The organism is Cryobacterium aureum (assembly GCF_002954245.1).
Lineage (GTDB): Bacteria > Actinomycetota > Actinomycetes > Actinomycetales > Microbacteriaceae > Cryobacterium > Cryobacterium aureum.
Map to the genome: position 1 here is coordinate 164,337 of NZ_PPTG01000022.1, position 12,654 is coordinate 176,990.

Annotated in this window: 13 protein-coding genes and 1 pseudogene; 5 read left to right on the forward strand and 9 right to left on the reverse strand. The window is 57.6% G+C overall.

What is annotated here, in order from left to right; all coding sequences use genetic code 11:
• The first annotated feature begins 213 nt into the window (after positions 1-213).
• The 4 genes from CJ028_RS08705 to CJ028_RS20650 all read left to right on the forward strand — a co-directional run bounded on the left by CJ028_RS08705 (position 214) and on the right by CJ028_RS20650 (position 5,213).
• Positions 214-1,661 (forward strand): IS3 family transposase gene (locus CJ028_RS08705; RefSeq protein WP_240607161.1). Its coding sequence is split into 2 segments (ribosomal slippage): positions 214-571 and positions 571-1,661, totalling 1,449 coding nucleotides; the frame shifts between segments, so codons are not numbered across the junction.
• Positions 1,662-1,751: 90 nt separating this feature from the next.
• Positions 1,752-1,910: a hypothetical protein gene (locus CJ028_RS20935; RefSeq protein ID WP_161498935.1), complete on the forward strand. Its 159-nt coding sequence runs from the start codon at positions 1,752-1,754 to the stop codon at positions 1,908-1,910.
• Positions 1,907-2,317: a DUF4913 domain-containing protein gene (locus CJ028_RS08715; protein ID WP_240607162.1), complete on the forward strand. Its 411-nt coding sequence runs from the start codon at positions 1,907-1,909 to the stop codon at positions 2,315-2,317. The genes CJ028_RS20935 and CJ028_RS08715 overlap by 4 nt, the downstream gene beginning before the upstream one ends.
• A 2,014-nt stretch (positions 2,318-4,331) precedes the next feature.
• On the forward strand, positions 4,332-5,213 hold the full coding sequence (locus CJ028_RS20650) for a COG1361 family protein (protein ID WP_129590437.1): 882 nt from the start codon (positions 4,332-4,334) through the stop codon (positions 5,211-5,213).
• A 31-nt stretch (positions 5,214-5,244) separates the two neighbouring features.
• Here the strand turns inward: CJ028_RS20650 and CJ028_RS08720 are convergent, their stop codons facing one another.
• Positions 5,245-5,634, reverse strand: coding sequence for an SDR family NAD(P)-dependent oxidoreductase (locus tag CJ028_RS08720; protein WP_105034880.1), 390 nt, complete (start codon positions 5,632-5,634; stop codon positions 5,245-5,247).
• 177 nt (positions 5,635-5,811) lie between these two features.
• Between CJ028_RS08720 and CJ028_RS08725 the strand changes: the two genes are divergently transcribed.
• Complete coding sequence (locus tag CJ028_RS08725) at positions 5,812-6,186, forward strand: hypothetical protein (RefSeq protein WP_105034857.1); 375 nt, start codon at positions 5,812-5,814, stop codon at positions 6,184-6,186.
• 116 nt (positions 6,187-6,302) lie between these two features.
• Here the strand turns inward: CJ028_RS08725 and CJ028_RS08730 are convergent.
• The 8 genes and pseudogenes from CJ028_RS08730 to CJ028_RS08765 all read right to left on the reverse strand — a co-directional run.
• A pseudogene (locus CJ028_RS08730) lies at positions 6,303-6,551 on the reverse strand (IS21 family transposase); the annotation flags it as partial.
• A gap of 284 nt (positions 6,552-6,835) precedes the next feature.
• Entirely contained in the window at positions 6,836-7,204 is a 369-nt protein-coding gene (locus CJ028_RS08735) for a hypothetical protein (RefSeq protein ID WP_105034859.1), read from the reverse strand.
• A gap of 740 nt (positions 7,205-7,944) precedes the next feature.
• A complete protein-coding gene (locus CJ028_RS08740; RefSeq protein ID WP_105034860.1) occupies positions 7,945-8,373 on the reverse strand; it encodes a PRC-barrel domain-containing protein in 429 nt (142 codons plus the stop codon).
• 371 nt (positions 8,374-8,744) lie between these two features.
• The gene (locus CJ028_RS08745) at positions 8,745-9,980 is read right to left on the reverse strand and encodes an MFS transporter (protein ID WP_205683982.1); all 1,236 of its coding nucleotides are present in this window, start codon (positions 9,978-9,980) and stop codon (positions 8,745-8,747) included.
• Between the two features lie 470 nt (positions 9,981-10,450).
• Complete coding sequence (locus CJ028_RS08750; protein ID WP_105034861.1) at positions 10,451-10,909, reverse strand: carboxymuconolactone decarboxylase family protein; 459 nt, start codon at positions 10,907-10,909, stop codon at positions 10,451-10,453.
• 50 nt (positions 10,910-10,959) lie between these two features.
• Entirely contained in the window at positions 10,960-11,862 is a 903-nt protein-coding gene (locus tag CJ028_RS08755; protein ID WP_105034862.1) for an alpha/beta fold hydrolase, read from the reverse strand.
• A 261-nt stretch (positions 11,863-12,123) separates the two neighbouring features.
• Positions 12,124-12,333, reverse strand: coding sequence for a hypervirulence associated TUDOR domain-containing protein (locus tag CJ028_RS08760; RefSeq protein WP_105034863.1), 210 nt, complete (start codon positions 12,331-12,333; stop codon positions 12,124-12,126).
• A gap of 91 nt (positions 12,334-12,424) precedes the next feature.
• On the reverse strand, positions 12,425-12,654 hold a 230-nt coding region (locus tag CJ028_RS08765), incomplete at its 5' end, for a DUF488 domain-containing protein (protein ID WP_129590440.1).

Genomic DNA, 12,654 nt, shown 5'->3' on the forward strand with positions numbered 1-12,654 from the left:
CCCACGCGCCACATCCTTTCGTTGTGCGGGGATGCGCGTTCAGGGTCCGGCTTACGGTCGTTTTGTGTCCAATCGCCGTGGACCTCAAGGAGTCGATAGTGTCATCCGCATGAGCGAACGGATGCCCTCTCTGTCAACCTTGTGTAAGGCATCGGGATCGTCCCGAATAGTGTCGTAGAAGGCGGGGAAGGAGTTCCCTTGACGAATGCAGTAATGACAGGACCCAGCTCGACGGAGCAGGCTGTAGGGATGGAAGATGTTCCCGATCCCCAAGTTCCCGAGCGTGCGCGGCGGCGGACCTACACGGCCAAGTACAAACGCGACATTCTGACCGAGTACGACAGCCTCGATCGCCAGGGCCGCGGCGCATTGCTCCGCCGAGAAAAGCTGTATACCTCGTTGGTCGGCAAGTGGCGTGATCAGCGCGATAAAGGAGTGCTGGTGGCGTTGGCACGGCCGGCGGGAGCGCCGCCTGCCAGCATCGCGGAGAAGGACGCTGCCCGGCTGCGGAAAGAGAACCAGCGCCTCACGGGCGAGTTGGATACGGCACGGCAGGTGATCGCGATCCAGGGAAAACTTTCGGCTCTGTTGGATCAACTCTCGACCAACAGCAGCGAGACGAACACCGAGAAATAATCGACGCCACCATCACCGCCCTCGTCCCGCTCGTCGGCACCAGGGACGCATGCCGAGCCGTGGGACGATCCCGGGCCACGCACTACCGGCAACACCCCCGCGCACCACGGCCGCCCTCATCGCCGCGGCCCCGGCCGGAGCCGATGAAGCAGCCTCGGGCGCTGACCGAGTCGGAGCGCGCCGCGGTTCTGGAGGTGCTGCGGTCGGAACGGTTCGTGGACAAGGCACCGGCGGAGATTCAGGCGATCCTCCTCGACGAGGGCACCTACCTGTGCTCGGTGGCGACGATGTATCGTTTGCTCCGCGCGCACGGCGAGACCGGGGAGCGTCGCGCTCAGGCCGAGCACCCGGCACGGGTCAAGCCCGAACTCATCGCGACGGGACCCAACATGACCTGGTCGTGGGATATCTCGAAGATCAAGGGTCCGGCCAAATGGTCGTACTTCCACCTCTATACGATCATCGACATTTACTCTCGGTACGTCGTCGGCTGGATGGTCGCCACCCGCGAATCCGCCGAGCTGGCCGAGCGGCTCTTGTTCGACACGATCGAGAAGCAAAACATTCGCCGCGATCAGTTGACGATCCACTCTGACAACGGGTCGTCGATGGCGTCGAAACCCGTCGCGTTTCTGCTCGTCGACCTCGGCGTGACCAAGTCGCACTCCCGCCCACATACCAGCAATGACAATCCATTCAGCGAATCGCATTTCAAAATCCTGAAGTACCGGCCCGAGTTCCCCGACCGGTTCTACAGCCTCCCCGAGGCACGCTCATTCTGCACCGAATTCTACGACTGGTACAACGCTGAACATCGTCATTCGGGCATTGGAATGCATACCCCGTTCAACGTTCACTACGGCCGCGCCCCGGCCGTTCAGCACGCCCGTGCCCGCGTCCTCACGACGGCACATACCGAGCACCCCGAGCGCTTTGTGCGGCAGCATCCGCAGCCACCCACGTTCCCGACGACGACCTGGATCAACGAACCCACGAAGGAAGAAACGAACTCAATGACCGGCTAAAGAAACTGACTCATATAGGTCGACATCTTCCGCAGCGCCGTCGTATTCGCCTCCGGCGCACCCGCAACATTGATCGAAACAGTGCCCTGGATGCGCAGCCCACAAGCTGACGCTGTGCGCGCGTCCATCGCCGCACACGACCCATCACGCCGCACGGCGCCGGACTACGACCACCCAACACCGGTCACACCCGACGGCGGAACGCAAGTCTGGTTGAACGCCGCTCCCCGACAAGAGGACGACCTGTGAACGAGTTCGACGCACTCCGCGACGACGACGAAACAGAAGCTTCAGAAGAGGCCGTTCCGCAGCTGTTCTACGGATCGTCGGACGAGTTCATGCATGACCGGCTCCGGCATATGTACTCCCGCCGCGTCGGCCCCGGAAACGCGAGCTTTCGATGGGCGGCAAACTGGTGGAACTACCCCGAAGCTCTCGCCCGCATCGACGCCCTCTGGCGCGCCTGGGAACACCTCAGACTCGACGGCGCCACCGGATCAAGCACTTGGTGGATCGAACACGCCAACCACCACATGCCAATCCTGCTCAGCACAGAAGGACCATTCGCAAAATCAGAAGACACAAACAAACCCGGTGAGCCACTGCCTTACACCGCACCGCCAGAAGGACTCTTCCCCGACATGCGCGAGAATTGAACGTGACTAACGATACGGGCCGCGCAATGTAAGGTCCTTATCCTGTCCCACGCAAAGGCTTTCGTGCAGACTATTCGTGACTATTCGTCGGGTGTGAATACAGCACACGGGGATTAGAGCCACAGCGCGTCAAATCTCTTCTTACCGCCACGGTTTGCGGCTCGGTCTTAGACACCTCATGACGTAGACAGCTCCTGCCAGAGACCCAGCGGCTGCTATAGTACGGATTAGGTTTATTTACTGCCTTGCGTTCTAACTGTCAAACGCAAGATGCAAACTCCTCGGGCCCATGGCTTCGTTGGTTCATAAGTCAAGCGCGTTTCAGCGCTATACTCATGCCCCGCCATTTAAGCAAACTCTAGTCCACGGCGATAGCGGAAGTCTTCGTGCGGCGAACTGAAGCTTGGTGCTTGCCGCCGCCACGATAGCCCCAGTCAACCATCGTGTCTCGGGTCCGAGACAGTCCAGCGCTAGATCGCTGGAACGTTAGATCTGGCCTCGTCGGCGTTCTTACTCTCCTGCTACTTTGAAGGAATGATTTGTTGAGGAATTCACGCATTGTGACAGTTAGCCTTCGTCACGATAGTTCTGCCATGCCGTCGGCGATCATTCGTGTCCACGTTAATCAGTTCGGTCACGTCCCCGCCGTTCTGGTTGACCCCATAGATCGTAAGGGCCGGGTTGTTCATGGAACGTGGTTGGGCGCGGATCTTGATGATCGAGCTGACGGCACATCATACATTAAAGTCGGGTCCAGAAAATGGAGACCGAATGCTGGCAGCGTTGCGCCCAAACCAAGCCACCTAATCTCCCGGTGCAAAACATGCGGTCGGGAGGCAATGTGTCGCAGAAACCCGTTCTTTGGACAGGGACTGTCTGTGTACGAATTCATTGTCGAATGTACGGCTTGCTCCCACGTCGAGTTGCTGCTCGGGCTCACCACCAATGTAGTTGAACCTCCGGCGGTTGAAAGCCGCGGACGTCGGACCAGGCTTCGCCGCTTCCTCTCCCTTCGTCGCGATGAGGCAGGTTGAAGATATGTTGACGGTTTTCAAACCACCCAACACCTTCAATGCCCATTAATTTGCCCCCAAAACTGGGGTAGACACAGGTTAGGTTAATCGATCTCTATTTTCGTAGGATCGATTAAGTCGATCTATAGCCTCCTGTATTGGGGTAGAAGCGTTTTTTGACAGTTACGCTTTCCGCCCGTTATATCTCTTTCGAAAGGCATTTCATGCGTAAAATCACCCTTGCCACAGTTGCTCTTGCAGGCTCTATGGCCCTCATCGGCATCACGGCGGTTCCTGCATTCGCAGCCACAACAGGCGGAACCCCGGCAACAGTTACTATTGAGCCCGGCGCACTCTCCATCACTGTTCCCGGAACCGCAGCCCTCTCGACGGTAGTCCCCGGCGCTAGCTCCACTGTCACCTTGGGCGCTACCGTTGTGAGCGATGGCCGAGCTGGTACCACGAACTGGACTGCGACTGTCGTTCTTCCGGTATTGAGCGACGGTGCTACAACCCCCAAAACTATCCCCACGACCACTGCCACATACTTGGCAACGGCGGCAACAGTGACCGGATCGCCCACACTAGCCGCAGTCACCACTCAAACCGACCTGTCTACTGCAAAAACTTCGCAGGTCACCACCGCGGTGAGCGGCAACAACACGGCTAGCTGGACTGCAACGCTCACGGTCCCCATCCCGGCTCAAGCCCTCGCAGCCGTCTACACGGGGACTATGACACAGTCCGTTTCCTAAAACGATGACCAATAATCGTTGGGTGACCGTGGAGACGGCCACCCAACGATGAATAATGAAAATTTTCGTCCACCGCATGGTGGCAGAAGTCACCTAGGGGCTTTAGTTTTGCGGTCTGTATTCACAGTTCTCTGTCTGTTTTGCTTCGTATTAGCTCCAGCCGCGCCGAGCATAGCCCAATCCCTCCACCAAATGTTACCGACGGCCGTGATCACAGAAACGCCGCCACCGCCATCGGGAATTGGAGTGCAACTGCTCGATATTCCGGCTGCGACGCAAGATGATCCACGCGCCCAAACGTACATTGTTGACCGACTCGCACCCGGAGTAGAAATTCAACGTCGAATCCAGGTGCAAAACAATTCAGACGCTACCCAACTGGTGCTGGTCTATCCGGGGGCAGCCACTATTAGCAATGGCACCTTTCTCGGTGGAAACGATCCAGCTGTAAACGATCTAACGACCTGGACCTCAATCGATCAGCCGCAGGCTGAAATCACCGCTAATAATTCAACTGAAATTACGGTGACAATCGCCGTCCCTCCAGATGCGCCCGAGGGCGAGCAATACGCAGTCATATGGGCCGAAGTACGCAGCGCGCCGGCCGATGGGTCCAATATCGTGCAGGCCAGCCGTACCGGCATACGCATTTATCTGTCCGTGGGACCAGGCAATGGGGCACCTGCCGATTTCGAAGTCACATCTCTCACCTCCAACAGAGATGCAGAGGGAAACCCAACCGTAACGACCCTTGTTTCCAATACTGGCGGGCGAGCCCTAGACATCACGGGTGAGCTGACTCTCACTGAAGGCCCGTCTGGCTTGTCAGCTGGCCCTTTCCCCTTACAACAAACAACAACAATTGCGCCCGGGGCGAATCAAAACGTCACGTTCGCGTTGGACGCCAACCTACCAAACGGGCCGTGGAAAGCACTACTCACACTGAAGAGTGGTCTGATCGAGCGTACGGCGATGGCAACCTTCACATTCCCCGACATTGGTCAAGGCGAGACTGTCACGCCAAACGAGCCGTCGCGCACACTCTGGATTATTCTCGGAGCAGGAGTCTTCGTTATCATCGGCGCAGTCTTGTGGTGGCTACGTCACAGGAACGCACGAAATAAATAATTCACGGTACCGGTTGATGTAGAGCCTCAATCTATCGGTCCTCCTTGATTGAACGGCACCACTGAATTCTGCGCCCATTCGATGATAAGCAGGACGAGGCTACCGAAATATTCCTGGAATATCGGATGCCGCCCTTGGAGGCGCAGTAGCCAGGCTCTTGCACTAGCCCGACCAGGCCTCCGATCGAGGCGATGTTGACGACAGATCCGCGCGAATTACTATTCACTTCCTGCTGGAAGAATTGCGTAATCGCGAGCTTCGAGCCAATCCAGACGCCCTTCAGGTTGACAGCGATGGTTTTGTCGGAGTTCTCTTCACTCTCGTCGACGATTGTCGCAAGACCCGTGAAGATGCCCGCGTTGTTGACCATCACATCGAGGCGTCCGTACTGGCTCACAGCGGTCTTGACGACCTCACTCATCTCCTCGAACAAGCTACGCCGCGAGCGGCGTGGGACTTGCTCGAGCACACGCCAGCGACCGAGCCGATCCCGCTGTCGGTGCTGGAAGCCAAAGCCTCAGAGTACCGGCGGGCTCGAGCGCGACGACAGTCAGACCTTCACCGGGCGTCGTTGACGATCTCCAAAACCGGGCAGGTTATGCCCGACGACAACGCGCGGCCGCAAACAGCGGATCAGTCACTTGTGGAGGCCACCAAAGCGAACCGGCAGGTCTACTTTCAGGGCTACCAGGTCTCCCTGCCGACGACGTACGCCGACCGCACGTTCTACCGGACGATCACCGACGACGCGTTCTTGCTCACCGATCCCGTCACCGCTGAGATCGTGTTCTCATTCCCGCTGCCGATGGTCGCGCTGAACGTCCGAGGCCGATACGTTGCCTCATACTCCCTCCAGGGCGTTGGCGTGGCCCACCCGACGAAGCCCTGGGAACGCAAGAACGCGGAATATCAGACACAGTTCGCCCAGCGTCAGACTGATCTCCCCGCAGTGCTCGGTGAGCCAGGGCGGTAGATGTGCACGAAGCCATGAGACCCAGCGTCCACGAAGTGCTGAGATCCACTGTCCACGATGTCACGAGGTTACACACCAAGTCACCGGATTGGCGCTACCAACAAGCGCTACTCGCCACGCTGGGCCGTGTGGCGTTGCTTGCGCGGCCGCCGCTGGTCCTGACCTAACCACAGCTCCATGGTGTCTTCAAACCCGGTCAACACCGACCCGGTCGGCCTGGGAACAGGCGTCGGTGGCTTCGGCGAGTAGTCCTGCCCCCCGGTGTATTTCGTCACCGAATCGCGGCTGACCCCCAACCGGCGGGCGATTTCACGGCCCGCGATTCCGTGGGAGTCGAGAGTTCTGATATTTTCTTGGACGGACATGGGTACCGTCATCTGCTTTCTGTTCCCTTCCGGCGCGACCGCTTGGCAGTAGCTACGCCTTAAGGAATCGAGGGGTGGTGGGCCCATGTCCCCAACACTCTGGAGAAGGCCCCGGCCACCAGGTGATCTCAAACTCTGCGCATCCCTGAATCCACCGTCGTGGAGGGAAATGCCTGGCCTGATAATTAGCGCTCATTCGGCCCGAAACCAGCCACTGACTTGGCAGGAATCCAGCGCCGAAACGGCCTACACAGAGTTGATCACACACAGACGACTCGTGAAAATCAATTGCGAGGTGCCGGCAACCGCCTGACGATCGCGGAGCACACGAGCACGACCCCCAGAGTCGACGGGTAGCCGCTTGCCGCGCCGTGCCCCAGAATGCCAGGTACGTCCTGTAACAATGATGCCGGAGGTCCCGAGCTGATTCCGGTGAGTCCGGCGAACAACACGAACGCGACGATGAGGATGCCAGCAGTCAGACCAACGATCGGCCAGCGCCACCCGACGAAGACGCTCAGCCCAGCGACGATGGAGATTGCGATCCTCGCCCAAGGGCCGGACCCAAAGCCACCCATCGTCAGAACCACCCATGCGACCGCAGTGGCGTAGTAGATCAGTACACCCGCCGCGACGCCAAGAAGCGCCTGCACTCCACGAGAAACTCTCCGTCGATCGACACGCCCTCGACTGTTCTCAGCAACAATCCCTGACATAATCGATCCTTCTCTCACACTCGTATGGTCATCCTGGATTGGTTACGACCGGCCAAGCCTTGACTATGTCCAACGCTGCTCGCAGCTGTACCCACGGTAACCCCGACCCTAGCGACACTGCCGTTGCCAGCACATGCAACATCTACCGTTTGCCATCACCGCAGACGGTGCTGCGCAGAGTCCTAACTGACCTCACGTAGATGGTATTGCCGGTATTCCGAACCCATTTTGACCCAGGTCTTGATCCATTCAAGTTCAAGCCCGATCGAAGTCTCCACGTTGAAGATCTCTAGACGGAGCATCTTGTGGCATTACAGTTTGACGCTCGCTCATAAGGCCGTCTGGGCGAGAGGCCTCTTATTCCATGTCGCCACGAGCACGCGTTCCTATGCGACGAACTCTGCCGGAGTGATTATCGCCATCTCGCACAGTCGGGCAGGACGACGAGCAAGTTCAGCCACACACAAGTCATCGTGCGCGATTACCAACCACTCGGTCGCCGAAGTAGATCACCCCACCAACTTTCGCCGCCAATTCAACCACCCGAACGCATGGATAGCTCAATAATTGGACACTCTCTCTCGCCATGTCCGCAACAATGCCATTAAGTCGTTTTTAGGGCTTCTCCTGGCTAAATCTTTACATCAGAATCGCGCACGAACGACTGCAGTCGACACTTAGTTCCGATCGGTGTAATACGGATAAGGCGGGTAGACATATCCCATTCCCCAATAGGGTAAGAACCCATAGTAACCGTACGTGTCATGAAAGAAGACGGTGTCTTCAACGAGATCGGGATCATAGGCTGGAGATCCGGCCACAGTGTCGGTCAGCAGGTTTAGGTGGACGTCTTTATCGTCGATATGAGTGATTGCATCGACAGGGATAAAGGATTTACTTTTGCCAATACCAAGGAAACCGCCCGTGGCGACTTCAAAGAATCGTACTTTCTCTTCCCGCTCGTCGATCAGGAGAGCGTCCACTTTTCCGAGGTCGTTGCCGTCCTTGTCAAGAACTCGATGCCCTCGGATATCGGAATCCGTCGCGGCGATGGTCTTATCGGTGTCCTGTAGTCGGACGAGCCTGCTGCGCTCTGTGGAGGTCATGATTCATGTCCTTTCAATCGTTTGTAAGAGTAAGAATTGCAGGGAAGCGTACACAAGAGGGGGCTGCGCATCGGGAGTCTCGGCTTCCTCCGTTCGATGACTCGGCGCCTTGATTGAGTAGTGACCGCACGGTTGCTCATCCTGAGGCCAGCAGGACAGTTTGCGCTCAATAACTCCTCGGCGCGGTACCGACATAGTGCGCTGCCGAGGTTTGGAACCATAATTAAAGAGTATGACTAAGGGTCCCCCCGGTCAAGGATGCGCATTGAGCGTTCGAAAACCTCTGCGTGACTCTTTTTATTGCCTCATGTGAAAACGTTCGTTTTGGCATGGTCCATGACACGAGTGATGATATGTATTTTGGTGTTTGTTTAGTCCGCGGTGGCTGGAGCCTGTTCCTCTCGGAAGAGCCGCAGTCCAATTCCTGCACCCAGCAAAGCCGCTGTCCCGAAGACTACGAGTGCCAGGGGGAAGCCCATCACTAACAGGCCCTGAAAAATCAGGCTCCCCAGACCTAAACCGATGAACAAGACAAACGCCATCAGGCCTACCGACTGACCGACGGTACCGGGCAAATCCGTGACGATACCCCCCAGCAGCGGCTGTGTCATGTCGTACCCCAGAGACAGTACCGCGACGGTTATTACGACAACTGGTAAGGGTGCCTCGATGGCCAGGATGAAGGCGCACACGCCGGCGACGAGCACCCCCGCCGGGATGGTTCTTGCCCGCCCATAACGATCGGCGAGCTTCCCGATAATCGGGCCGAAGAGGAATCCAGGAATCCCGTATCCGAGCAGCGCCAAACCAACCCCGATCGGGCCGAGCTCGAAACGTTGGACCAGATACAGCCCAAACCAGGTATAGATACCAGAGTGCAGCACCGCGTTGAGGAGCACATAGCTGTAGGTCCGTCGGCCTCGTGAGATAGACAGCAGCTTCCCGTAGGCCGCGATTACAGCATTCCACGGCGGCGCATTCCGCGTCGTTTGCGAGACGGGCAGCAAGAAAACGGACAACACCCCGATCATTAAAATACCTGCTGACGATACGAGGAACAACCCCTCCCAACCGATGAACGGTTCCGCCACGGCGCCGGCGGTAGAGCCAACCGCGATGCCTCCAGCCATCCCACCGAACAACCATCCCAACGCCCTGCCGCGTTGAGCGAAAGGAAACACATCACCGATCAACGCCAAGGAAATTGGGACGACCCCGCTGGCCGCCGCCCCCGTCACAAGACGCATTAACATGAACATTCCGGCTGTGCCAGACAGCGCTGTGCCCGCGGTGAGAACGGCGAACGTCAGCAACGAACCGAGAATGATTGGACGTCGTCCGATCCGGTCGGAGAGCGGCCCCCACAGTAACGTCATCACCCCGTAGGGAACCAAATAAGCCGGAACGGCCAGACCTATCGTTCCGGAGTCGGTGTGAAACGCCTGCGCCAGCTGAGGCAGGATCGGGGCGACCATGAAAGCCTGCGCGAAAGTCAGAAATGCCGCCGCGGTGACCAGGGCGAGGAATCCGCGTGGCGCTTGATCTAAAGCAGTACTCCCGACAGTGTGCGTCGGTACCTTGGCCACGTTGAAATCATCAGAACTCAACGGCGCACACCATGTCGTAATAAACCACCGAACACGACGGCGTGAACGGCCGTCCCCATCGAGTTAGGGCTAGGCACCATTACGCGATTAGAGTCCAAGACGGTTTGTTGTTGGGCGGCTAATGGCGTATCACGGTCCGGTCTTGTGTTTTTTTGCGTGATCGTTGTTCTTTCTCTCCTTGAAATGGACTGTAGCCTGAGGCGGTTGCCATAAGCTCGCGTGGTACAAAACCCAGTAAAGTACGTGATGAAACGCATTGGAAATACGGATGGCCGTATTCATGCATGCATTAACGATCGCTTTAGCGATGCAGCGAGCTACTTGTGCAGTCGCGCGAAGACCGAATGTCTGGTGAGACCGGACGCAGAGTAGGCACCAGCTCATACGATGAGATAACTGCTGCCGAGGCTATGCCTCCGCCGCCCCGGCCAGTACCGCGCTACCCACCGATTGTGCAAGTAGCGCGATTGTTAGGCTGTTTGTCGCGGAAGGCTCTGGTGAGTGCTGACCGCCAGGCGGTTCCACACGTTGATCGCGGCAATGGCCATCAACAGCTGCACAATTTCCTTCTCCTCGAATGATTTCCTCACTTGTCCCCACAACGAGTCCGACACACCGCCGTTTCCGATGAGCGTCACCGCCTCAGTGAGTGCGATGGCGGCACGTTCGCGCTCGGAGTATAAGTTCGGTGCCTCCTCCCAGCCAGCTAGCACATCAAGGCGCCGCTGATCGATGCCCGCCGCTCGAGCTTCCCGCCCGTGCATGTCTAGGCAGTACGCACATCCATTGATCTGCGAAGCACGAATTTTCACGAGCGCTAACAGCGCTTCACCCAGGCTTCCCGCGTGGATGTATTTTTCTAAGGCGATCATCGGTTTATAGGCCGCGGGATCGACGTCCGAGACGGAGAGTCGTTGCTCAAATGACATTGTCGTTATCTTTCTGTCTGTGTTCGTGGTGCGTGTACTTCGAAGGGTTCCTATTGCTTATGTCGCCCGATGAAGTCATCGATCAGATGCACGACGGTATCGAGCTGTTCATCCAAGGCGAAGTGCCCAGCGTCGAGCAGGTGCAGTTCAGCGGATGGAAGATCATCGAGGTACGCGCGCGCCCCTGCTTCAGGAAAGAACTGATCGTTACGCCCCCAAGGCAAAAGCATGGGGGGCTGATGCTCGCGCATCCACGCTTGCCACGCGGGATACAGCGTGACGTTGGACTGATAGTCATAGAGCAAATCGAGCATGATCTGGTCTCGCCCAGCTTTATCGAGCCAGTGTTGATCCAAAGTCCATACGTCCGGATCAACGGACTCTGGGTTAGCCGTTCCCTCAAGATGTTGGGAGCGCGTTGCCTCAGCTGTAAGCACTCCGCGGATGACAGGCTCCATCTCCTCGTGATTTATCCAGTACTGAACCAGTGGCTGCATATTCGGTCCCAGTCCGGACTCGTACGCGTTGCCATTTTGTGCGATGACCCCCTGTATCCAATTCGGATGTCGCGCCGCGATGCGATACCCGATAGGGGCCCCAAAGTCGAAAACGTACATAAAGAACTCGTCGATGCCAAGGGTGACCAGAAACGCTTCGATGATCTCGGCGATGTGATCGAAAGAGTAAACGAAGTCTCCGCCGCTGCTGCTCGAGGTGGGAGCGCTACTGTAACCAAACCCTGGGTAATCCGGTGCGATGAGATGCACCCGATCGCTGAGCCGATCCATGAGGCGCACATACTGGTGCGACGCAGCAGGAAAACCGTGCAGTAGCACGAGCGTCGGCCCATCCGCCGGACCCGCTTCCCTGAAGAAGATCTCTACTCCATCGACGGAAATGGTGCGGTGCCGCACCCCCGTGAGTTGATCAGTTTCCGTTGTGAATTCGGTCATACTGTCCTCATTTCGCCCGTCTATGCCTACAATTCAGACTTTCACTCGCGGTAGCTTGTGTCAACACGTCCACGACGTGATGTCATCCTTGTTCTCCATCACGAGACGGAAGATGACTACGTTTACGCCCCAACTCATTTTTATCCGGGCTGCGGCATCCACCGTCGATCGTCGCCCTCCGATCATGGCTGCCATCACTGTTGCCAGCAGGCACAGATCGTTCGCACGTTCGCGTTGGTTTCCATCGGCGGCCGCGCATGGCTAGATTTTCGTCAGGGCTTCGCCCTTGTGCATCGCCACGTGGTCGGTCGTGTCGCTTGTGATCTCATACTGCGGATCATCACGACTGCAGCGGCGAGTGTGGCCTTTGTATTCCACGTCTTTCGTATGAATCTTCGTGATGGTGCCGTGCACCTGGCCGGCCTCGGAGTTCCAGCGCACGTGATCGCCGATTGAGAATTTATTTATCATGGGTGTACCTCCCGCTGTCACAACGTTGCCGAATCTCTTCACCATATTCGCTGTACTACGTCGCCCCGATCTGGATTTGTAACCTCGATGATCACTCTTCTGGTGGGTACCAGACGCGATGACCATCGACTTTGGCAAAGCTGGTCAGGGTGTGCGGTTTGGTCGAGGTTAGACTCATAATGTCGGCAACCTGGACGTCCTGAGCCAACAATGCGTCTCCGATCAATGATCGGTGACAACGCCACGGCACGGCCTCGGCACACATGACCGCCACCGTCTGCTTCCTCGCCAGGGCAATCAACGCGTCGACACCGGCACCAA